Here is a 23253-nt window from a genome sequence, read left to right as displayed (position 1 = left end):
TGCACCGGGCTGGAAGACCGGGCTGAGACATTCTGCGGTTCTGGCCGTTCAGAATCTGCCGCTCTCCTTCGAGAGCCAAAGCCACACTCAGAGCGGCGAACAGTGGGATAGATCCTGAAAATCCGCCTCCAACTCTGTAGGACCAGAGCTGCCTAGCCTCCCCTTCCCCAAGGATCTGCAGCGCCTTTGAAGACAAGCCAATGTAACGTCCCCAGGAATGCAGTCCATTAGAGCATTTTGCAGTCAGGTGGAATTACCTGACGTGCGCAACAATGCGGAAAAACTGATAGATAGAACGGAGCAGCGTTTCCGTGAAACGGTGAAGCGATCTGGAATGCTGAGCCTTTCATCCAAATAACTGTTGTCCCGCTTCACCCGCAGAGGGTTGATCGTTCGGGAAATCCGATCGCGAAGGCCTGCTGAGCTTCATGATTGCGCGATTGGTCAAACGCGGATGGTGAGAAGCCTTGCAGCCAGCCTGCGCTGCTCTCAAAGCGAAGCGCCGTGGCATTCAGCTCTCCCCACCAGGCCAGACCCGTTCCCAGGCCCGGAAGGTACCCCGTTTGCGTTCACTCGGACCTTCTGTTGCCAATCGTGCCGATCGCGCTGAAGGAATAGCCAATCCCGTATACAGACTTTATTGGCGCGTCAGTGTTGGTATGAGTGGATATTTTCCGTCGTAAACGGCTGGCAACGGCGTCGAGATGGCGGTTTTCGAAGGTGGTTTGCCGCCGGGACAAGACGCGGGCCAGCTCTTCCCTGGAGCACGGTTTGCCCGCGTTCCCCATCAAGGCTTCAACGAAAGTCTTTTCGGTCGCGGTTAACTTGATTGCCTGTCCGTCCGGAGCCTGCAAGACCCAGCCCACCGCATCGAGAACCCATTCTTGCGATGCCTCCCTGGAAGTCCGCTCCTGCGGCAGCCGCCGCAACAGGCTGTGGACCGCCGCCGCGATCTCCCGCAGTGCCGTATGCTTGACCAGATAGATATCGGCGCCACTTTCAAAGCCACGCACACGGCTCTCGGTATCCCCATGCGCAGTCAGCATGATGATCCCGCAGTTCAGCTTTGAGCGGATGTCCTTTGCCAGGCAATAGCCGTCGCCATCGGGAAGCGCAATGTCGAGAATGACAAGATCGGGCAAGCTGCCCCCTCGCAATGCGTCCGCAAGCTCGCCCGCGGTGCCGATACCGGTCGCGTCGAAACCCTGAAGGCATAAATAGTCTACCAGATCTCCGCGCAGCGAATCGTCATCTTCGACCACAAGAATTCGGTTCATGCCCTTTCTGTCTCCCCCACGGCAGTTTCGTTTTCAGGTGTTTTAGGTTCCAGACCGGGGATCGGCAGGCGTATGGTCGCGATGGTTCCTCCCCCACGGCGCGGCCGCAGATCCAACGCCCCCCGATGATATCCGATCAATTTTCTGCACGTGTAAAGACCCAGGCCGCTGCCGGCCGTTCTTCGGGTGTTTGAGGCCCTGAAAAACCGCCGCCCCACATGGCTGAGCTCTCCATCCGGTATGCCTATCCCGCGATCTGCCACCTCCACGACAAGAAGATTGTTCCGTCTGGAAAACGCCACTTCAACAGGCCTATCGGACCGTGAATATTTTAGTGCATTGTCAATCAGATTGACGATGACGGTCCGCAACATCTCCACATCACCCCAGTAATCAGGGACATCGACGAGTGGTCTCATCTGCAGCCTTTGATTCTGACCGATATGCCCAAAGTACTGCTGGATTTCCCGTGTCAGCTGTAATGGGTTGAGCTTCTCGACTTTGAGCGTGCTTCCCACCTGCTGCTCGGTAGACAGAAAGCGGTCAATGAGCTGGGTCATGCGAGAAACGGACGCATCGATGCCAGTCAAACGCTTTGCAACCGCGTCCGGTGGCTTCTGGATCATGACGCCGAGCATCTCTGTGGCGTAGCGTATGGCAGCCAGAGGCGTGCGAAACTCGTGACTCACCATATGCATGAACTGGCGCTGTTCTTCACGGGCGGCCTTTTCCTCATCAAGACTGGCAGAGAGCTCACTTTCCAGGCGTCGCCGTTCAGTCACTTCCTCCGCAAGCGCCGCGTTCCTGTCGCGCAGGTCGATGGACAGCCGCATCCCGACCATGAAGAGCATGCAGATGAACAGCCCCACCATGAACAGATGCCCCTGAAAGAAGTACCAGCTGTTGATGTTGCTCACGATCGGCGCGCTGGCAACCAGATGCGGGGACCAGAATGCAAGCGCACTCTGGAGCAGACTGGCACCGATATACTCCGCCAGAAGCGCAATCGTGATCCAGCGCAGGAATGCGGGCTGTCCCCTATCGACATAGAGGATCCGGATCATCATCCCCATCATGGCAAGGGTAAATGCCGTGGAGGCATGAATACGCAAAGACAGGTCGTGCGGAGCCAGCGCCATGGCGAGACACCAGAGCGCCGTATGCACCGCAAGAATGACCAGCCCGACCCTGAGACACCCCGGATGGCCGAGGAACCTCGCCATACCGTCTGCCAGTAAAACCAATCCGAGCTTGATAGTCATGTTGTCGACGAAAAGATGCAGCGGATGGGGATCAGGCCCACGCAGCATCAGGAGAAACAAGCCCAACGCAATGGCGCTGAAACCAGCGGCGATAAGCTTCAGTTCGTAAAGATAACGCCAGGACCGCCATACCAGAAGCCATGCAAAGGCCTGCAAGGCAGTCGTGCAGACTTCGAGCAGCAATAGCGTCTTCAAATCCAGCATGCAGACGTGTTGGCCCATTTTGCCGGCTATCGCAAGATTCTTTCAGAACAACACCGCCCTTAAGGAAGTTTTTTGTGGGGGTTTTATTAACGGAATCGCCCGCCGCAAGAATTGGTCAGAATTGGTCAGAATTGGTAGCTGGAATCACTGGCAGGACTCTTCGTATCTGATGTGATCATGCCCGAAAATCGATGTTCTTCATCAGGGCCCACCAGCAGGGTGAGCAAGGTCTCGGGCGGTCAGGTGTTGCGTGGGGGAAATGCCGTTGTCGAGAGATCCGTTTTTCAAAGGGGCGTTCAGGAAGATTTTCGGAACGTGTAGCGACACGCTCCCCAGAGTGGTTCGCGGCGTTGCGACCGCCGCTCTGACAGGCGCGGCACTCATGTCCGGCATCCAACATGCCAACGCCGATTGGACCAACCCCTCCGTGTCGCTCTCGTTCAACGGGCAGGATGGAAAATGTATCGCCGGGCCCTACGCCAATGCCACGACCACCGAAATTGTCGTCGACTGGACGGCCTACAATACCGATAGTGAGGCTGGCAGATTCCTCCAGCTTATTGTCTGGGATGAGGCCTCTGGTAATGCCCGGTCCACCGTTCCAGCCTATCTGAATGCGCCTGTGGGACAGATGCCCACGCAGCGCGACATCGTCGAGGTCCTTGATCAATTTCTCATTACAGGAACCAGCAATGTCTATCTGGGACTGCGGGATAACTGGGATGACGGGTCCGTCTGGTCTGACGCGCGCAGCCCAGTCAATGCAGCTGATCGGGTCGGTCCAGCCAGCGGAACCCGCGGCTATACCTTCATCGACATGGCGAGCGATCCTGATTGCGTAGCCAAGCCCGAGATCGAGATCACCGGCAATGCACAACCGATTACGGATGGCACAACGTCCACCGACACGGCAAACTGGACCCATTTTGGCTCAACCATTTCCGCAAGCTCTTATCCGATCAACCGGGTTTTCGGCATCCGGAATGTCGGCACGGGCACCTTGACCGTATCCAGCGCCAGCCTCTCCGGGGCAAATGCCTCGCAATTCACCATCACATCCCCTCCTCCATCATCGATCGCGCCTGGCGGTTCGGGCACCTTCACCGTTCGCTTCTCTCCGGTGGGAGCACCGGGTTCGAGAGTTGCCACAATGACGCTTCGAAACAATGATGCAGATGAAGACCCCTTCACTTTCACCATTTCCGGAGACACGACCAACACAGCGCCTACCGCCAATGCGGGCTCCAATCAGACGGTAAACTCCGGTGCGGCAGTCGCACTGAATGGCGCGGCATCTTCTACCAATGATAGCGGGCAGACATTGTCCTATTCGTGGAGCAGGGTCAGCGGTCCTGCTGTGACCCTGTCAGGGGCATCCACCGCCACTCCGTCTTTCACCGCTCCGACGCTCTCTCCGGGAGCGTCGAATGCGACGCTGGTATTCCAGCTTACCGTCAATGATGGGTCGCAAACGGCCACCGATACCGTGACCGTTACCGTTACACCGCCTCCCAACACCCCGCCAACCGCGAATGCAGGGTCTGACCAGACGGTCACCTCCGGGGGTGCGGTTTCGCTCAACGGATCCGCCTCATCAGCAAATGATGGCGGCCAGACCCTGACCTACGCATGGAACCAGACCAGCGGACCTGCAGTCGCCCTGTCGGGGGCCTCAACGGCGACACCGTCCTTCACCTCTCCAACACTTGCGCCCGGTGCAGCGAATGCGATCCTGATCTTCCAGCTGACGGTCAATGATGGCATGGAAGCGGCATCGGATACTGTGACCATTACCGTTACACCGCCTCCCAACACCCCACCGACCGCGAATGCCGGGCCTGACCAGACAGTCACCTCCGCGGATGGGGTTTCGCTCAATGGTTCGGCATCGTCCGCCAATGATGGCGGCCAGACCCTGACTTACGCATGGAGCCAGACGAGCGGGCCGGCAGTGACGCTGACGAACGCGACAACCGCTACCCCGTCGTTCACCGCGCCGGCACTCACCCCCGGGGCGCCGGACGCCGTGCTCGTCTTTGAACTTGAGGTGAATGACGGCATCGAGACGGCGACAGATTCCGTTTCCATCACTGTCGAAGCTCCGCCAAACACGCCGCCGACGGCGGACGCAGGCTCGGATCAGACCGTTGCCTCCGGTGCGCCAGTCTCGCTGGACGGGACCGGCTCATCAGCCAATGACAGCGGTCAAACACTTACCTACTCCTGGACGCAGACCAGCGGTCAATCGGTGACTTTGAGCGGTGGCTCGACAGCCACGCCTTCCTTCACCGCCCCGACGCTCGCTATCGGCGCTGCGAATGAAGTTCTGACCTTCGACCTCACCGTGAATGACGGCGTGGCAGGAGCTACGGATTCAATCACCGTCACGGTGACGGCTCCCGGCAACACAACGCCAACGGCAGATGCCGGCACGGATCAGGCCGTAGCCTCCGGTGCGTCGGTCTCACTGGACGGAACGGGGTCCTCCGACCCGGACAGTGGGCAAAGCCTGACCTACGCCTGGACCCAGACGAGTGGCCCGACTGTCACCCTGACAGGCGCATCGACTGCCACCCCGTCCTTCACGGCCCCCACGCTGGCGATTGGCGATGCCGACGAGGTTCTCGTCTTTCAGCTTACCGTTGATGACAGCATCGCGAATGCGTCGGATTCAGTGTCCGTGACGGTTCGTGCCCCCGGCAATACTCCTGCCACTGCAGATGCAGGGGCGAGCCAGACGGTTGGCTCCAGCAATCCGGTTACACTCGACGGCTCAGGATCCTCAGCCAATGATAGCGGGCAGACACTGACCTATTCCTGGACTCAGACCAGCGGCCCATCGGTGACCTTGACCGGGGCCAGCACAGCCACGCCGACGTTCACGGCCCCAACGCTGACGATCGGTGATGCCAACGCGGTTCTCGTTTTCGAGCTTTTGGTCGATGACGGTTTTTCATTGGACACTGATTACGTGACCATCACCGTGACCGCACCACCCAACACCCCCGCCACGGCCGATGCCGGTAGCGACCAGACAGTTGCTTCTGGCGCGTCTGTCTCACTGGACGGATCGGGTTCCTCCGCCAATGATGGCGGGCAGGCATTGACCTATTCCTGGACCCAGACCAGCGGTCAATCGGTGACGTTGACGGGGGCGACAACTGCATCACCATCCTTCCTGGCTCCGAACCTTGCCATTGGCGCTGCTGATGAAGTTCTGGTGTTTGATCTCACTGTGAATGACGGTTTTTCGGGAGCAGTTGATTCGGTTACGATCACGGTTTCGGCACCCGGCAACACACCGCCGACCGCGAATGCCGGTTCTGACGAGACAGTTGCTTCCGGGGCATCAGTTATACTGGATGGCACATCGTCTTCTGCGAATGACTTGGGGCAGCCGCTGACCTACAGCTGGGTACAGACCAGCGGCCCGTCGGTCGCGCTGACAGACGCGACGAGTGTTTCGCCATCCTTCACGGCCCCCGCCCTTTCCATTGGCGATGCGGACGAAGTTCTGGTCTTCGAACTTGAAGTTGACGATGGCTTCGCGACCGCGACAGACAGTGTGGGAATTACCGTTACTGCGCCGGGCAATACGCCTCCGACGGCTGATGCAGGCGCTGACCAGGCGGTTGTCTCGGCAGCGTCCGTCACACTGGACGGATCAGGGTCCTCATCCAATGATGCGGGACAACCTCTCAGCTATGCATGGACACAGACGGGTGGGCCCGCGGTAACGCTTACCGGCGCGGCCAGCGTCTCCCCCACATTCAACGCTCCAACGCTCGCTACCGGTGCCCCCGATGTCGTTCTGACCTTCGATCTGGAGGTGAATGACGGCTTTGCTTCGGCAACGGATCAGGTCGAGATAACCGTTGCTGCAAATGGCGATACAACGCGCCCCAGCGTTTCCGTGACCGGACCGGACACGCAAGTCGTGGCGGGCGAGAGTGTCGTCGTGGAAATCCTCTTCTCCGAGCCGGTTTTCGGGTTTTCCAGTGCAGACATCGCGGTGTTGAACGGGCACGTCCGTTCGCTGAGCGGAGCAGCCACCCTGTATCACGCAACCATAGTCGCTTCGGGACAAGGGGATCTGTCGGTGTCGGTGCCGTCGGGCGTTGCAAGCGATGCCGCCGGGAACACAAACCTGGCTTCGGGAACGGTTGTGGTTTCTAATGCCACTGTGCGGGAAACGCAGCAGCAGATGGCGCGTTTCATGCAGGCGCGCGCCACACAACTGATCAGCGGTCAGCCGGACCTCATCGCGCTTTATCGCGGGAATGGCAGTGGCTCTCTTAGTGCTCAGGCGACATCCGAAGACGGAAACCTCACCTTCGCCACGCGACCAACAGATCCTATTTGGGCTGAATTGTCGGCGTCCTGGTCGAAGAATTCAGGTACCACGAACCGGTATGTGCATCTGAGCACCGGGACCCATTTCGAGCTGACGCCACATCTTGCGGCCGGCGCTATGGTTCAGGTCGATCATCTGGCGCATGAAAACGAGGATACTTCCATTTCCGGCACGGGCTGGCTGGCCGGTCCCTATCTGGTTGGCCGATTGCCCGGGCATCCGCTCTATTTCAGTGCGCAGGCATTGCTCGGCCAGAGCCGGAACAGTCACGCACCTTTCGGGACCTATACGGATACCGTCAGAACGCAGCGTGGACTCTTCCGCGTCACGGTGGCAGGCGACATATCGCTCGGTCTGATCACCTTGACACCCAGCCTTGACGCCGTTCATCTTTTTGACCGGCAGCGCTCCTATACGGACAGTCTGGGCAACGTCATTCCCGACCAGTCGATCACCATGAACTCGCTCGAATTGAGCCTTGACGCCTCAATGCCGATCGACGTTCCCTTCGGCGCGTTGACATTGCGGGGTGGCGTACCCCTCACATTTGCCAGCACATCGGGCAGCGGGGAAGCAGCATCGGTAACCTCCGCAACGGATGGCGCACGACTGGGCTTCAGGATCGGCGTTGATTATCTCTTCGAGAATGGCGGGAAACTGGCGCTCGACTTCGACTATGACGGTCTGGGCTCGGGAGACTACGAAAAATACGGTGCCGGTCTGAAGTACAGAATCGCCTTTTGACGCTGGCTTGAAAGCTCGATCACTGCTTCATTCGCAATCGCGTGCACGGGCGGCAACAACGGGTGTCTGGGATATCTCGCCAGATGCCCGTTCTTCGCACCGGGTGCCATGTCCGGATCACTACCTACGCAGGGCTGAAGGGCACTCGCTAGAGCGTTTTGCAATCAGGTGGAAACACCTGACGTCAGCACAAATGCGGAAAAACTGATAGGTAGTGCCGAACAGAGTTTCCGTGAAACGGTGAACCGCTCTAATCGCCGGATCGGATTTATCGCCACCTCAGAACCGGACGTTCAATGTGACGGTGCCTGAGTGATCATCCACTCCGGAACCAAACAGCCCGCCATACGAAAAGTCCAGCGTGGCGGCGCTGCCAAGCGTCATCTCCAGGCCGGCATCCAGAACCAGCACGTCGCGCGCCAGTGGCACTCCGGCTATCGGAACGCCCTCCCCGCCGGCGGCGAACGAGACCTGAGAGGTCGGCGTCTCACCGAAGGCGTGTCGCCAGGCGACCGCTCCGCTCAGGGAAGCATTCATGCCACCCCATCCGCCGCCCCGTCTGCCGCCCCATCTGCCGCCCAATGCAATGTCAGTTTCAGCGCGCAGACCAAGCGTCGTCAAGGTGGCCGTGTCCGAACCAGCTGTCACGCTCAAAGCGGCAGAGCCTCCCCTCTCGGAGAAACCATCGGTGGAGTGTCGCACATGAGCAAGGTTGGCGAAGGGTTCCAGCCGGGCGCCACCAGCGTCAACGTGATAGGCTGCTTCACCCCAGGCTTGCAGCGTCCGTGCATTGTAGCTGGCCGACACCTGATCCGAGAAGCCGGTGAACGCCACCGCGCGGCTGGTTTCCAGCCTGTGCCAGCCATGAGAAACGCCCCCTTGCAGACTGAACCCGCCCCAGTGTCCGCCACCATAAATGCCAAGTGTATAGCCGTCAGCGGTGCTGGATGACGAGCGCATGTCAACTCCGTAGCGAGAACGGGAAACGCCACCGAAGACACCAAGCAGATAAGTGTCCAGGAACGCTGCATCACCCCCCACCAACAAACCGCCAATGCTGCGGTCCAGCGCGGTGGCATTCCCGTCGCCATCCGATTGTCCCCGTGCGCCGAAGCCACGCGCCCACAGACCCGGGCTTTCAAACATCGAATAGTCTGCTTCGGCAGCCGCACCGGCATTTCCATCGGCACCAATCCCTCCCAGCGTGTCCCGAAGCCGGTTCATCGCCCCTTCTCGCGGGAAGCGGCTGTCTTCCAGAAGCGCAGTTTTCATGGAGCTGTGGATCTCGCCTGTGAGATCGTCGAATGCTGCTCGGGCATCGTCCTCACTGCCGGAAATACCGAGCAACGCGTCGTAGAGGGCATTGCCCCGGCCCAGAGCCTCGAGAGGTCCTGCTACCGCCAGCTGATTGGGTGTGCTGGCGATATCGGAGAAAAACACCGCCTGCTCTGAATGCAGATAGACATTGGTTGCGTCGTACTCGAGCGTGAAATCAAGAAACACATAGTCATCGGTTGGGCGGGACGTATCGAATGAACCGCTCAAGCTGCCAGCCGAGATTATGGTGTAGGTTCCGGGCGTATAGGTCGACCCGTCATCGATCCCGTTCTCCGGTGTGACATGCACCATACCTCCATTGATCGTGACCGAGCCGGCGGCGTCCAAATGGTCGTTGTGCGTACCGGCAGTGAAACCGCCGTCCGCAAGCTCGACCTCATAGACCGAACCTGGATCGAAGAGGACACTGGCCGCACTCAAGGTCCCGATCGAGTTGCCCGGCGCTAGCCGTCCGCCCGATGCCGTTATGGCGAGCCCCGTCAATGTCCCTGTCCCGCCGACGATGCCTCCATTGAGAGAAACCACGTTGCCGCCAAGGCTCCCATTGACCAAAAGCGCGCCTCCGGAGACCTGCGAAACGCCGGTAAAGCCCGAAGAATCTCCCGTCAACACGGTTTCTCCTGCAAGCTGGTAGAGCCGGCCTTCACCGATCATGTCGACTGCGAATTCGTGGGCGCTCCCGGTGTGATTGAAGAACAGTTTCGCATCCTCGTGGTCACCGAACCACAATTCCGGGGCATCAAGATTACCGGGTGCAACTGCAGCCTCCCCGGCGGCAGCGCCTATATTGAGAGTTCCCTCAGAGGTCGCGTTGAAGCCCAGATAGGCTCTGTTGGCGACGGTCACCGTTCCGTCTGCCGCGATTGTCAGCGTGCCGGCGCCCTCTTCCGCGACGAAAAGGTGGTCGCCAGCCAAACCGGCATCCGGACCGCTGACCAGAACCGCCCCCTCGCCCATGGGCGCATAGCCAAGCGTGATGGTTGAGGTGGCCGAGACTTTTCCGCCGGTGATGGCAAGTGCGCCTCTGCCTTCATCCCCAACGATCAATTCGCCATCGGCATTCAGCTCCGAATCCGGGCCAGAAACACTCACTGTTCCGACCGTGTCCTGTCGCGCGCCAACCTTGACATCGGTGGTGCTCACCTCGCCGCCATCGGCGATGGTCAGCAGGCCGGTGCCCCCATCGGAATTGCCCAGATAAACGCCGAGATCTGTCGTGAGCTGCGAGCCGGCACCGGTGACAAGCGTCGTGCCATCACCCAGATCGCCGATAAACAGATAATCGGAAGACGAGAGCGTGCCTCCTGACGACAGGGTGAGTGTACCGCTGGCACCGACATCTGCCCCCAGAGTGATCTCGCCCGCGTCTGTCCAGCCTGCATTGTCGATTATCAGGGTGCCCAGCCCCAAACTATCGTGAGACCCGAGATACAGATTGCTATGGTTTCCAAGAACCGCCGCACCGTCTGAGAGAGTGATCTGGCCGATACCGCCCGTGCCGACATAGGTGTCTGCACCCAAAGTCCAGTTCGAGCTGGCTCCCGAGACAGTCAAAGTTCCCGATCCACCCCCTTCACCAATCGTGACAAATCCGTTGGAGAGAAATGTCGCACCATTCTGGATATTGAGCGCACCGGATTCAATGCGCCCCACTCTCGTATCGTCGGTCACCGTCAACGTGGCATTATCCAAAGTGGCGAAGCTGCCCCCGCCGCCTGCCGAATAGCCTATCAGGAGATCAGCGCCGGCAAAGACAGAGGCGCCGGTACTGGCTTCAAGAGTGCCTAGGCCGGAAAAGCCGACAATCATGTTGGCACTGTTGGCGTTCAGTTGGGCTGTAGGACCGATCAGGTTGACCGTACCCTGCGTGTCGTTGCCCTGCGCGATCAGAATGGCGGCGGCCTCTACCGTCGCATCCGTTATGTTGAGTGTGCCCACCCCTTGCGAACCCACATAAAGCGTCGAGCTGTTCAGCCATTGCGAGGTGGCGCCCGTGATGACGGTTTTGCCGTTCCCCGTCGGCGTTGCGCCGAGTATCCCCAGCGTGTTGCTGACAACACCTCCGTCGGAGATGATCAGGGTTCCGAGACCGAGATTTCCCACGGTCAGTGTATCGCCGATGTTCCATGTGTTTGGCTGGGTTCCCCCGCCCGTTCCGAAAACAGTTTCCGTGGCTCCTCCGTCAATAACCGCCTGCGCCAGTGCCGACACGGGTAGCGTGGTCGACGTCATCAGCGCCATGAACGAAGCTTGTACAGTGCGGCGAACCTGTCTGCGCTCTCTCAACTCACCGTGGTTGGACATTTCCTGCACGTCGCATTCCCCTTGAAAAAACCTCGCGCTGCCCGAAACAGTTTTGAAATCAACTGTCGCGAGTCTGACGTTTTTACGCGTGGAGGCTTGAGGCGGCATGCGACGTTTGTGCGATCGCGGGTAGATTATCGCCACCCTTTGCGGGCATCAGGGGGCTGGCAGGGTGATGGGTTCGTCCCAGAAGTAATCGACCATCATCTCGATCCGGGATTCCATGATCTCGGCACGCGTGTCCCCTTGCTGGATGGATTGCGCCGGCGTCATGGTTTTCATGTGCCGCTCGACCGGGCGCATGGTTTTGGGATCAAGCAGGGTGGTCACATGCGAAACGGACCTCACAGGTTCCATCGTCTCCTGCGTGTGCGAAAATCGCACAAGGGAGATGCCGTCGATCGTCTCCGTGTCGCAGGAAGTCTCACGGATGGTTTCCCGGAGGATTGCATTGCGCGCCAGCGTTTCCTCAAGCCAGTTTTCCTTGCGCATCTGAGAGCGTTGCCACGTCTCGCCGTCGTGGGAGGTGTATTCCTCAGACCCCAGCACCAGCCAATGGACGCCGGTCTCGCGTACAGCCTGATGAAAATGACTGTAATCTCGAAACCATTGCTGCGTATGCTGTACGGTCACACCGCCCATGAGAGTCCGGGTTTCAATGCGGTAACTCTCCCATTTCTCACCGGCAGCGAGCATGGCCTGGATATCTTCTTTGCAGCCGGCCTGCACCGGGGTGGCGAGCGGAAAAATCACAAGAAGGCCGATGAGGATGCGGCGCATGACGAAGCTCCTATTGCTGCATGAAACTGATGGCGAAGAGCCAGAAACCAACCTGACCGGCCAGTCCGGCAAGGAGGAGGTAAAAGAAGAACCTGCTCACCCCGCCCTGCAACTGGCGCGATAAAACGCTGCTCTTGAAAGGCTGATTGGCGAGATAGCCGGGCAATATCCTTGCACGCAGCCAGCTGTATCGGGGACCTGCCGCATCCTGCTCTATCATGGCCTTCGCTCCGGTGAAGAAAGAGCTGATCTTCCAGCCGATAAATCCGATGAATGTGATCGCCGCAGAGCCCAGCATCCACCAGGTTGTCCATGCGACATCAGCGATTGGGACGCCATAAATCGTCATCGCCCTGCCCTCTTCACAGACGTTCGACCGTATCTGGCCTTGCGTGCCATGCCCAGGTTAACAAGGCCGATGAACAGAAGCAGCAAAACTATGGTCATAGCATTCCGCATGGACTTGCCGTGCATGGCCGGGTCAATCGACCGGATCTGCGGGTCTGTTGGCAGATATCGGATCGGGACGCGCTGAGGCGGTTCATGGCGCTCGTAAAAGCCGGAGGAAACCTGAACAGTACCCCGGCGCATGGTTTCGCCCACGGTGAAACCGATCGTCATCTCATAGCGATATCTCGGGCGATCCGTACCGTGGCGCACCACGCGCTTGTCAAGGATGGTGGCCATTGTCTCGACACCGGACCTGTCGAGCGCGCCATAGTGGCGGTCGGACGACGTGAAGCTCCAGAACCCGTAAAGCAACGCAGCAGCAAAGGGAGCCAGCAGAACGGCGGTTTCGGCAAGACGCCGCCATGGTCCGACAGCCGAGCCGTTTCGTTCCGGGGGCGTCGCCTCAACCATGAGCCACCCTCGGGGGCGCTCTCAACCATCGCAGGACAAGGAACGTCGCAATGAACGCCGGCACCAGCAGCACAAGTCCCATAGCCGCAATCACCGCAGGCACAGCCCAAAGCTGTTCGAAATTGTTCTGACGCACATCCCGCTTGCGGTCCGGTGTAAAGAATATTTCGTGCCGCGAACCAACTGGAAAATTCCAGTTGGGGGAAGATTGACCGGTGCTGGCCTGAGTCATCTCACCATCTGTAAAGCGGTATCGAAAAACCGGGCTGTAGTCCGTCGTCACGCCATCCCAAGGATTCCAACCGTCCCAGGCATAGACATGAACGACCTCCCCCATGGTGCGTTCCGCACTGTGCAGAAAGCTGCGGGTTTCCCATGCGATCGAGGCGGCAGCTCCCAGAAACAGCACAGGAGCCAGAAAGATGAGAACCCAGACCCGTCACGACGCTTCACGCTTTCCGTCCGGTCCGGTTCGCAGCAGATAGAGCTGCGTCATGTTCAACCGGATCAGGGCGGTGTGTATCATTGGGTGATGCCTCTAATGCGTCAAAGCGCTTTCCCGGCTCAGGTCGCCTGAGCTTCGTGCATTGTGCGGAGCGGGTCAGGACCATAGGTATTGTCCCCCTGCGTCCCCTTGAGAAACCCCAGTTCGACGATCATCCAAAGCGCAACCGCCATGGCGGCCCACATCACAGCCATGGCCGCAACTCCCGGTACCATGACGCTGGTGCCCCCCAGTTCCACCGCAGAATAGCCGATCTTGAGAATGCTCATCACCTGCATGATCACGCCGGGGGCCATGAAGATGACGACCCATGGCAAAGCGGGCTTTCCGCGATCATGCAGCCGCTTCACCACCACTGCCGACCACATGTAGACGATGGCGCCTGACAACAGCACCTGCCCCAGAACCAGAACAGTCCCTTCGGGCAGAAGAAACATAATACCAAGACCGGCGATCATCGCCATCGCCGCAATGCCGACAAATCCAAGCCAGAAACGCCGGCGCGAAATGCGTCCCTCAAATTTGGTGAAAAGATCCATCGCTCCCCAACCGCGGTGCACAAACACCGTCTTTCAAGCTCATTACTTCATCTGCAAAGGATCTTAGGCCGGGGAAACCATCCGGTCATGCGACGTTTGTGTGAGGCGCCACATCAGATGGGCGCCCGTTCAAACAGGCACCGGGCGCTCGCCCTCATTAAGCGGCGTCAGAATGTCTGCGATCAGCCCTCGCATCCAGCGATGAGCCGGATTGTCCGTCGTCCGCTTGTGCCACACGCCCACAATCAGGACTGGGTCGATGGGCATTGGCGGTTTGTAGAGCGTCAGATTCTGCGATGGGGCAAGCCTTTCGGCCAGCCGGTGCGGGATCAGCGAGATCAACTCGCTTTCGCCCACCACACGGCAAATGCCCGAGAAGACCGGCATGGTCATGACAACTCTGCGGCTGCGTCCCACACGCGCCAGTGCCGCATCGCCCGCGGCCGCGTGTTTGCCTTCGGGCGAAAACAGAAGGTGTCCCAGTTCGCAAAACAAGTCCATGTCGAGCACTTCTCCAGGCTGCACGCCTGCCCGGGCCAGTACCGGGTTGTCAGCCGCTGCGATGACCGTATAGCTGGAGTGGAAGAGCGGACGACGATCCGTCCATTCGGGAAAATCCAGATCCGGCATGAGCGCCATGTCGGCCTCATAGCGCTCCAGCGAATCCAGGTAGCTGTTCGGCACCAGGTCAATCAGCTGCATGCGCATCCGGGGTGCTGCGACCCGTAGCTTCTGGGCAAGCTCGGGCATCAGCATCTCGGCAAAAAAATCTGCCCCAGCCAGCTTGAAACTCATCGTGCTGGCGGCCGGATCGAATGCCGGCGGTGCCAATAGCGCTTCCAGACGGGCAAGCTCCGCATTGAGCGGCAGAGACAGGGAGACCGCATAATCGGTGGGCCGCAAACCCTGGCCATGGCGCACGAACAGCTGGTCATTCAGCGCATGGCGGAGCCGACCAAGCGCGCCCGACACCGCTGATTGCGACATACCCAGCCTCTCCCCTGCCTTCACCGTGGAGCCTTCTCTCAACAATGCGTCGAGAACACGCAGAAGATTGAGGTCGAATGTCGCAAAATTCATTTTATCGATAGACTCTATCCAATCAAACGATTTTTCAGATTAATTCCACCCTGCTACACAATGCAATGACGAGAGCGCTTTCGTTTCCTTGACCTGGGTTCATGGAGGAAACGATGCCTGATGCACTGACCGGCCCCGGCGTCTTCACGTGGAACGGGGTTCGCTACAAGACCATACTCTCCCCGACCGAGACGGGCGGTGCCATGTCGATCGTCGACAGCTGGTCTCCGGCCGGGTTCGGCCCACCCCGCCATGTGCACGAGGCGGAGGACGAGACCTTCGTGCTCATCGAGGGTTCATGCGATTTCTGGCTCGAGGGGAAGAGCTTCACCTGCGAGCCCGGGGAAAGTGTCTTTATTCCGCGTGGCCGCGAACATACCTTTCGCGCCTCGGCCGGCGAACCGAGCCGCCATCTGGTGATCTTCACCCCCGGCGGGTTCGAGAACTTCTTTGTCGAGATGGTAAGGGAACAGTTCCGCATTCCCGACGACATGGAGCGGATCAATGAAGCGGCGTTGCGCCACAACATGCGGTTCACCGGCCCGCCTCTCGGTGTGGAGTAGCTCATGTCATCCCGACAGAATGAAAGACCGATTGTCTACCACATCCCGGCCTGCCCTTTCTCGCAGCGGCTGGAAATCCTGCTGGCCCTGAAGGGACAGATCGAGGCTGTCGAGTTCCAGGTCGTCGATATCACCCGGCCGCGCGATCCGGAGTTACTTGAGAAAACACGCGGCACCACCGCACTACCGGTTCTTGAAACGCCACAGGGAGGCATTCTCAAGGAAAGTCTGGTGATCCTCGATTATCTCGAAGAGATTACCGCGGGGCCGCCAGTGCGGCGTATCGATCCTTTCGAGCATGCCATCGAACGCATGCTGATCGCGAAGGAAGGCCCCTTTATCACGGCGGGCTACAGGCTGGTTATGAACCAGGATCGCGACGCGCGTGATGGCAAGCACAAACAGCTGCTCGATCTCTACAGGGATCTCAACGACTTCCTGCTCGCGTACGGATCTGAGGCGGATCAGGCTGACGGGTTTCTGTTCGACAAGTTCGGTCTGGCCGAAGTGGTGTTCACCCCGATCTTCGCGCGTTTCTGGTTTCTGGACTACTACGAGGACTTCGCATTGCCGGATGAACCTGGCTTTGCCCGCGTCTCACGCTGGCGCGACGCCTGTCTCGCTCATCCCGCCGCGCAGCAGGTAAGCCGCGAGGAGATCATCAAGCTCTACTACGATTATGCGCTCGGGCTGGGCAATGGCGCCCTGCCTCCCGGCCGATCCATCTCCAGTTTCACGGCTCATCCGCACTGGCGAGACCGGCCCTGGCCGCCGGCCAGCAAATATGAGCAGGCAGCAAGCGATCGGGACCTGGGGCTCGCATGAGACGGCCTCGACAACCAACGCCGCCCGCCTTTCCGCAGCGCAAACACATCAATGGGAGATAACATGATGCGCGGTATAGCTTTTCTTTTTTTCCTGAGCGCCAGCCTCTATGCGCTGGCCGGCATGGCATTCGGCATACATATGGCTTCTTCGCAGGATCATTCACTGGCTTCCGCCCATGCTCATCTGAACCTCATCGGCTGGGTGACGCTGGGCATGAGCGGGCTTTATTATCACAACGTTCCTCAGGCGGCCGAAGGCAGGCTCGCAGGGCTCCATTTCGCGATGGCCTCGCTCGGCCTGTGGATGATTGTGCCTGGCATCGTGCTTGCGCTCAAAGGCGTCACAGAGGGCCTGGCCATCGCCGGGTCTCTGGTCACCATTCTGGCCATGGGTCTATTTGTTTTCATCGTATTCACGGGCAGAGCGGAACGGTCAGCCAGCAGGGCAGCGTGACGTCCGCTGCAGGCTGATGCAGGAGCGACCACAATGGACAAGGCATCCAACCTTGTCGGGCAGATATATGATGCTGTTTTCGACACAGGGATCTGGCCGCAGCTTTTGTGCAGCCTCGCAGACTATTGCGGGGTTGAGAACGCCGCGCTGGTCGTGACAGACCCGAGCATCCACTTTTCATCGGTGATCACACCGCGCGCCGATCCTTATGTGGTTTCGCAATACGCGGAAAAATGGTGGGCGCATGATCCAACCGCGGCAACGACAGCATCCATGCCGGTGGGACGGATCACGAGCCTTGCGGACACCGGTCGTGAAAAATTCTTCTGCAGCCGGTTTTACAATGACTACTGGCGCCATTCCGGTCTTGGTGCCGAGCGGCTGGCGACCAATCTATCGACCGACCGGGGAGGCTTTTCCAGTATCGTCCTGCAGGCACCGGCCCGACGGGATCGCATCGGAGCCGACACGGTCAAGCGCTTCTCATACTTCATTCCGCACCTGGTGCGTGCCGTCGGCCTTGCACGAAACCTTCAAAGGGCTGCCTTTGAAACCTCGCTTCTGAAAACCGGCAAACACGGTCCCTCCGCGACCAGCACGGCTATCATAGATCGTGAGCGGCGCGTGCTTTTTGCAGATTCGGGGGCAGAGCGCCTGTTTTCAGAGGGCAGAGGGATTTCCATCATCAAGGGCCGACTGCGCTTCGCCGAAGAACGCTCCCATGCTGCCCTGCAAGCCGCCCTATCCACCTGTTCTGCAACCGGCGTTTCCGCACCTCATGCCCGGCGGATCGCGGTGAGGCCAAAACCGGATGCGATGCCGTATTCAGTGGAGATCCGCCCCATTCGCATCGCCAGCACGGCTCCCGGCGCGCCAGTGCCCTCGGCTCTCATCCACATCAGCAATCCGGAACTGGACCGCGATCAGTGCCTGGTGGTGCTTCAGAAGCGCTTCGGTCTTACTCCCGCCGAGGCCAGGCTTGCGCTGGAGATGCGCAAGGGAGATGGCCGCGCCGCCGCTGCCAGGCGCTGTGGGATATCCATCAACACCGCGCGGACACACCTGACAAGCATTTTTGGGAAAACCGGTGTCACACGTCAGGCAGAGCTGATCAAGGTTCTGATCGAGCTAGAATGATACCAAACAGGCCCAGACGTTGCTCTGATCCGAAGGCGCGGATTTCCCAAATGGAGTGAGCGGCCGGAACAGACGGGGATCATCTGCCGATCGACAAGCGGCATCCCACGGAACGAACCGACGCAAATATACGCCGGAACGCCGAAAACCATTGGCGTACGATCCTTGCCCTTTCGATCCGACCTTGCTGCCGGATCTGATGAAGCATCTCATCATCGATGCCGGAGGATTTCGCCGGGCGTAACGACTCTCTATTGCCTCTCATGTTAGAAAAATGGTCAGCCATCACTCTATCCTCATTGCTGTGCGATGGCGCTAAAGTATTATGTAATTGGAATTTTTCCTTGTCAGAAAATCTTCCTGAATGTTAGTTTTTCTAACATTATGAGAGAGATCGATATTGGCTGGCTGCCATTGAACTCCTTGAGGGTCTTGGCGGCGTTTCACAACTCAGGTTCCGTCGGAGGCGCAGCACGTGCGCTGAACGTGACTCATGGGGCCGTCAGTCAGCATCTGCGCAACCTGGAAGACCGCCTGCAGCGGAAATTGTTTGCCCGTTCCGGACATCGGCTGATGATGTTGCCGGAGGCCACCGGATTGGCCGAAACCCTACTTCAAAACTTTCGAAACATTGCCGGTGATGTCGAGCGTTTTCGGCGTGACGACAACATCTTGAACATCACGGTAACGCCGCATTTCGCGCAACATTGGTTGCTCCCTCGGCTTGGAGCCTTCCTCCAGCGCCACCCGGAAATCGACTTGCGTATCAACACCGACGCCGCCGTACACGATCTTGTAGCGGGTGATTTTGATGCTGCCGTGCGGCATGGCGACGGAAACTGGCCGGGGATTAACAGCGAGAAACTGCTGGAGGGCTGGGACGTGGTCGTGGCGGCGCCTTCGGTTGTCGAGAACGTTGCCATCGATTCGCCCGCAGACCTCACGCGACTGCCCTGGATGCTGGATGAGGACAGGGACACGGAAATGGCCCGCTGGTTCAGTGATCATGGCGTAGCATACGAAACTCACACACGCGTTACGCGCCTGCCGAGCGCCCTCACGCTCGTAGCGGCACTCGACGGTTATGGCGTGGCGTGGCTGCCACATGTTTATGCCGCGCCTTATCTGGCTTCAGGGCGTCTTGTGAAACTGTTCAGCGAGAAGCGGTCGAGCACTCGAGCCATGCGACACTATTACCTGTGCTGGGCCGACAACAAGAACCGCCCGGCCTTCAGGGTTTTCCGGCAATGGATCAAGCGTCAGGTTTCAGACGAAGCGGCTAACATCTGAGCCGCACCAATCCACGGATAATGTCGGGAAGCGAGCAACTTCGAGGCTACGACGAACCGGACTACCCGCTCCATGACCGCACCGTGCGTGTCACACGATGCGGCAGAATCTGCATCGGAAAACGAAAAATCAATCTCAGCCAGGTCTTCGCAGGCCAAATCCTGGGACTGCGCGAAGTCGATGAYGGAATTTGGCTCGTCTCATTCCTCGACTATGATCTGGGTTTCTTCGACAATAAGGAGGATCGTGTCGAACCRGCATCAAACCCATTCGCTCCGGAGAAAGTGTAAACCATCTCTCCGGTATCAAATGTAAACCATGTGACAAGAATGGACCCTGAAATCGTTGGCGATCCCGGCAGGATTCGAACCTGCGACCATCGGCTTAGAAGGCCGGTGCTCTATCCAACTGAGCTACGGGACCGACGTGTGGAGCTCATTCAGTGTGTCCACGGGGTCTTGCGGTCATAGCGGAAATTGTCCGCATAGGAAACCTGACGCCGCTTGGGCTTGTGAGGTTCTTCCACACGGAAGGGAATTCCGTTCCGTTCGGCGTAGGCGATAGCCTCTTGCCTGCTCTCAAAAGTCAGGCGAACCTGGCTCTTCATGTCGGAAGACGTGGTGTATCCCATGAGAGGATCGATCTTGCGCGGTATTTCGGGATCGAACTCCAGCACCCAAAGGCCGGTCTTGGCCTTGCCGGACTGCATGGCCGTCTTGGCCGGGCTGAAAATGCGCGCAGACACGTCGTAAACCTCGTTCCAGAGCATTTTTCAGTCAGGTGGCACCACCTGACATCCGCACAAATGCGAAAAGGTGGTCGGAGCGGCAGGATTCGAACCTGCGACCCTCTGGTCCCAAACCAGATGCGCTACCAGGCTGCGCTACGCTCCGAGCGAATGAACCCCTATAGTCTCAGAATTTTCCGCGCAAGCCCAAATCGATGATTTCCGCATGAAGTGCGGCAACAAGTACAACATCGCCCGGCAAAGCCGGGCGATGAAAGTGGTTATTCGGATGGCTTGGGTGTTTCGATGGTGACTTTTTCCGGAACATCGATGTTCACACCACCGTCGCCGCCGCCCAGTGCACCGCCGAAAAGCAGGAACCCTCCCAGAGCGAGAGCAACGACGAGCCCGCCGGCTATGAACCAGCCGGCACCCCCGCCGCCACCTGAGGTCACCACCGTGGTGCGATCCTTGCGCTCATCAGTCATCATGCACTCCTTTGTCACTTGTCTGATCTGTGGAGAGCAAAACTTTGATCGGCGAAAATGGTTCCCCCAAGGCGCACACCGCCTTGGCGTTTCGAACAAGGGTCTAGCCTTCGAACATCCTCTCACCCGCTTCCAAAGCAGCCACCATCTCGGCGGCGAGCGGGCGGGTGATTCTGGTCTTTCGTTCGAGGGCCGCGCGGTCGATGGCGTCCACTGCCCGGATGGCGCTTGAAAGAGAGCGTTCGATGCGGCGCACCAGAAACTGCACCACATGCGGTTCGACATCGACCTGCCGGTCGGCGAAAAGTTTCGTGATCACGCCGGCAAGGAGCATGTCGTCTGGCTCATCGATTTCCACCATCGCGGCAGCCTTGAGCCGCGACAGGAGATCGGGAAGTTTCACACCCCAGGCGCTCGGGAAGCTGCGCGCGGTGAGAAGCATCGCCTGCCCCCCCGAGCGCGCCGCATTGATCAGATGGAAAAGGCCGTTCTCGTCCACCGGGCCGCCATCCACATTGTCGATCAGGACCGGGCGCAAACCCGCCTGCTCCATGGCCTCGGCGTCGATCCCTTCGCGCGGCACCGTCACGGCATCCGTTTCTTCCCGCCAGATGGCCGCGAGGTGCGTTTTGCCGCTGCCTGCGGGGCCGGCGAGGATCACCACCGGTGCCGGCCATGAAGGCCAGTTCTCGATCAGGGCGGCCGCACGCGCGTTGGCGGGCGTCACCACCAGATCGTCGCGACTCAACGCTTCCGAGGGAGCCAGATCAAAGGGCAACTGGCGCGATGACATGGCTTCAGCCCCGGGATTTCGGCGTTTTGGCCGGCGCGTCTTCGTGTCCGCTGTAGAGCGGCGAAGCGAGATACTGGTTGATGGCGAAACGCACCAGAACGGCAACGGCCGCCGCTGCCGGCACCGCGATGAGAAGGCCTGCAAAGCCGAACAGATAGCCGAACGCGAACAGCGCGAACATCAGCCACACCGGATGAAGGCCCACGCTCTTGCCGACGAGTTTCGGCTGCAGAATGTTGCCTTCCAGAAACTGACCGGAGAAGAAGATCGCCGCCACCGCCAGAACCCACCACCATTCGGGCCAGAACTGCACCAGCGCGATGCCGATCGACAGGCCGAAGCCGATCAGCGAACCCACATACGGAACAAAGCTGATCAGCCCCGCAAAAAGCCCGATCAACAGTCCGAAATTGAGCCCCACCAGCGACAGGCCAACGGCATAGAAAATGCCGAGAATGAGACACAGCGTGCCCTGCCCGCGCACGAAGCCCGCCGTTGCGACATTGATGTCGCGGGCGATCTGGCGCACCGTCTCCACATGGTCGCGCGGCACCCAGCTGTCCACCTTCTCGACCATGTGGTCCCAGTCGAGGAGCATGTAAAACGCGACCACCGGTGTGACGACGAAAAGGCTCGCCACGTTGACGATCGCCACGCCCGAACTCCAGACCGATTTGAAGAGCGTGCCCAGAAAACTCGAGCCCTGCGCAAGGATCGAGCTCAGATTCTCGCGCACCGCGTCGGTCTCACCATTGATGAAATTGTCGAGCCATGCCGGCTCGAGCTGGTTCGCCAGTTCCTGCAACCGCGTCAGATATTCGGGCAAGCGGCTTGCGAAATCGGCCAGCTGAGTGCCCAGCACCGGCAGCACGATCATCAGGCCGAGCACGAGCGCCACCACGAATGCAATCAGGATAAGCACCGTCGCAGCGATACGCGACAGCCCCATCGCCTCCAGCCGGTCGGCGACTGGGTCAAGAAAATACGCGAGCACCATGCCCGCGAGGAACGGCAGCAGGATGGAACTGAAAACATAAAGAAACAGGACGAGCCCCAGCCCCGCCAGCCCCCAGAAGGCGACATGGCGCGCCAGCGTCGGGCGGGCGATCACCGGCCCGGCCCCGTTTTCAGCGTCCTTCGGCGTCACTTTCCGCATAACCACCCATATGCTTGATCCAGGCGACGAGATAGGCCGCTCCGGAAGCTACGGTCAAGAGCCCGGTTGCCACGATGAGCGCGATCCTCACCGCGCCCGAACTGTATCCGAATGCGAGCTCCGCCAGAACCAGCAGCGCCAGCAATATCTGCGCCAGCGTGTTCGCCTTTGAAACGAACAGCGGTTTCATTGCCACCGGGTGCCCCATGACATTGGCGAGCAGCACGCCACCGACGATCAACGCATCGCGCGAAACGACAGCAATCACCAGCCAGAGCGGCAACTCCATCATATAGCCGAACACAACGAAAACACTGACAAGGAGCAGCTTGTCGGCGATCGGGTCCAGATAGGCACCAAGCTCGGTACGTTGGTCGAAATGCCGCGCGATAAAACCATCCACCCCGTCAGAGATGCCTGCCGCCAGAAAACCGGCAAACGCCCAGCCATATTCGCCCTTAAGGAGAGCGAACACCACGCCCGGAACAAGAAAGAAGCGCATCAACGTGATGATGTTGGGTATCGTCAATGAATAATCTCCACCCTCGCCGCCCGCTGCCTGGCCCTTTT

Annotated in this window: 20 protein-coding genes and 2 tRNA genes; 6 read left to right on the top strand and 16 right to left on the bottom strand. The window is 59.3% G+C overall.

The window, feature by feature from the left end:
- Positions 1-569 precede the first annotated feature (569 nt).
- On the bottom strand, positions 570-1262 hold the full coding sequence (locus tag HF949_RS09815; RefSeq protein WP_292894482.1) for a response regulator transcription factor: 693 nt from the start codon (positions 1260-1262) through the stop codon (positions 570-572).
- Positions 1263-1273: 11 nt separating this feature from the next.
- Positions 1274-2743: a sensor histidine kinase gene (locus HF949_RS09810; protein ID WP_292894480.1), complete on the bottom strand. Its 1470-nt coding sequence runs from the start codon at positions 2741-2743 to the stop codon at positions 1274-1276.
- 382 nt (positions 2744-3125) lie between these two features.
- Between HF949_RS09810 and HF949_RS09805 the strand changes: the two genes are divergently transcribed.
- On the top strand, positions 3126-7841 hold the full coding sequence (locus HF949_RS09805) for a PKD domain-containing protein (RefSeq protein WP_292894477.1): 4716 nt from the start codon (positions 3126-3128) through the stop codon (positions 7839-7841).
- Between the two features lie 279 nt (positions 7842-8120).
- Here HF949_RS09805 and HF949_RS09800 read toward each other — a convergent pair whose 3' ends face one another.
- From HF949_RS09800 to HF949_RS09770, 7 genes are all read right to left on the bottom strand, one after another.
- On the bottom strand, positions 8121-11483 hold the full coding sequence (locus HF949_RS09800; protein ID WP_292900114.1) for an autotransporter domain-containing protein: 3363 nt from the start codon (positions 11481-11483) through the stop codon (positions 8121-8123).
- A gap of 156 nt (positions 11484-11639) precedes the next feature.
- Positions 11640-12263: a hypothetical protein gene (locus tag HF949_RS09795; protein ID WP_292894475.1), complete on the bottom strand. Its 624-nt coding sequence runs from the start codon at positions 12261-12263 to the stop codon at positions 11640-11642.
- A gap of 10 nt (positions 12264-12273) precedes the next feature.
- The gene (locus tag HF949_RS09790) at positions 12274-12612 is read right to left on the bottom strand and encodes a hypothetical protein (RefSeq protein WP_292894472.1); all 339 of its coding nucleotides are present in this window, start codon (positions 12610-12612) and stop codon (positions 12274-12276) included.
- On the bottom strand, positions 12609-13124 hold the full coding sequence (locus HF949_RS09785; protein ID WP_292894469.1) for a DUF3592 domain-containing protein: 516 nt from the start codon (positions 13122-13124) through the stop codon (positions 12609-12611). Before HF949_RS09785 ends, HF949_RS09790 begins: the two co-directional genes overlap by 4 nt.
- Positions 13117-13461, bottom strand: coding sequence for a DUF3592 domain-containing protein (locus tag HF949_RS09780; protein WP_441338358.1), 345 nt, complete (start codon positions 13459-13461; stop codon positions 13117-13119). Before HF949_RS09780 ends, HF949_RS09785 begins: the two co-directional genes overlap by 8 nt.
- 227 nt (positions 13462-13688) lie before the next feature.
- Positions 13689-14168, bottom strand: a complete 480-nt coding sequence (locus tag HF949_RS09775) for a DUF805 domain-containing protein (RefSeq protein WP_292894466.1) — start codon at positions 14166-14168, stop codon at positions 13689-13691.
- A gap of 129 nt (positions 14169-14297) precedes the next feature.
- Positions 14298-15248: a LysR family transcriptional regulator gene (locus HF949_RS09770; protein WP_292894463.1), complete on the bottom strand. Its 951-nt coding sequence runs from the start codon at positions 15246-15248 to the stop codon at positions 14298-14300.
- 113 nt (positions 15249-15361) lie between these two features.
- On the opposite strand from HF949_RS09770, the gene HF949_RS09765 reads away from it, so the two are divergent.
- The 5 genes from HF949_RS09765 to HF949_RS09745 all read left to right on the top strand — a co-directional run bounded on the left by HF949_RS09765 (position 15362) and on the right by HF949_RS09745 (position 19519).
- On the top strand, positions 15362-15811 hold the full coding sequence (locus HF949_RS09765; protein WP_292894460.1) for a cupin domain-containing protein: 450 nt from the start codon (positions 15362-15364) through the stop codon (positions 15809-15811).
- Positions 15812-15814: 3 nt separating this feature from the next.
- Positions 15815-16636, top strand: a complete 822-nt coding sequence (locus HF949_RS09760) for a glutathione S-transferase family protein (RefSeq protein ID WP_292894457.1) — start codon at positions 15815-15817, stop codon at positions 16634-16636.
- A 63-nt stretch (positions 16637-16699) separates the two neighbouring features.
- On the top strand, positions 16700-17092 hold the full coding sequence (locus HF949_RS09755) for a hypothetical protein (protein WP_366931258.1): 393 nt from the start codon (positions 16700-16702) through the stop codon (positions 17090-17092).
- Positions 17093-17125: 33 nt separating this feature from the next.
- Positions 17126-18229 (top strand): helix-turn-helix transcriptional regulator, encoded by a 1104-nt coding sequence (locus HF949_RS09750; RefSeq protein WP_292894454.1) that lies wholly within the window; start codon positions 17126-17128, stop codon positions 18227-18229.
- A gap of 309 nt (positions 18230-18538) precedes the next feature.
- On the top strand, positions 18539-19519 hold the full coding sequence (locus tag HF949_RS09745) for a LysR substrate-binding domain-containing protein (protein WP_292894451.1): 981 nt from the start codon (positions 18539-18541) through the stop codon (positions 19517-19519).
- A gap of 346 nt (positions 19520-19865) precedes the next feature.
- On the opposite strand, the gene HF949_RS09740 is transcribed toward HF949_RS09745, so the two are convergent.
- The 7 genes from HF949_RS09740 to HF949_RS09710 all read right to left on the bottom strand — a co-directional run bounded on the left by HF949_RS09740 (position 19866) and on the right by HF949_RS09710 (position 23212).
- A tRNA-Arg gene (locus HF949_RS09740) sits at positions 19866-19942 on the bottom strand.
- A gap of 16 nt (positions 19943-19958) precedes the next feature.
- Positions 19959-20264, bottom strand: coding sequence for an ETC complex I subunit (locus HF949_RS09735; protein ID WP_292900108.1), 306 nt, complete (start codon positions 20262-20264; stop codon positions 19959-19961).
- Positions 20265-20335: 71 nt separating this feature from the next.
- Positions 20336-20412, bottom strand: a tRNA-Pro gene (locus HF949_RS09730).
- A 115-nt stretch (positions 20413-20527) separates the two neighbouring features.
- Entirely contained in the window at positions 20528-20737 is a 210-nt protein-coding gene (locus HF949_RS09725) for a hypothetical protein (protein ID WP_292894448.1), read from the bottom strand.
- A gap of 100 nt (positions 20738-20837) precedes the next feature.
- On the bottom strand, positions 20838-21527 hold the full coding sequence (gene hdaA, locus HF949_RS09720) for a DnaA regulatory inactivator HdaA (RefSeq protein ID WP_292894445.1): 690 nt from the start codon (positions 21525-21527) through the stop codon (positions 20838-20840).
- 4 nt (positions 21528-21531) lie between these two features.
- Positions 21532-22683 carry an AI-2E family transporter gene (locus HF949_RS09715; RefSeq protein ID WP_292894442.1) on the bottom strand — a complete coding sequence of 384 codons (1152 nt, stop codon included), beginning with the start codon at positions 22681-22683 and terminating at the stop codon, positions 21532-21534.
- Positions 22655-23212: a CDP-alcohol phosphatidyltransferase family protein gene (locus HF949_RS09710; RefSeq protein WP_292894439.1), complete on the bottom strand. Its 558-nt coding sequence runs from the start codon at positions 23210-23212 to the stop codon at positions 22655-22657. The genes HF949_RS09715 and HF949_RS09710 overlap by 29 nt, the downstream gene beginning before the upstream one ends.
- Between the last annotated feature and the right edge of the window lie 41 nt (positions 23213-23253).

This window comes from Nitratireductor sp., from assembly GCF_017794765.1.
GTDB lineage: Bacteria > Pseudomonadota > Alphaproteobacteria > Rhizobiales > Rhizobiaceae > Nitratireductor.
Note: the sequence above shows the minus strand (reverse complement) of the source record. Positions and strands in the feature narration are given on the sequence as shown.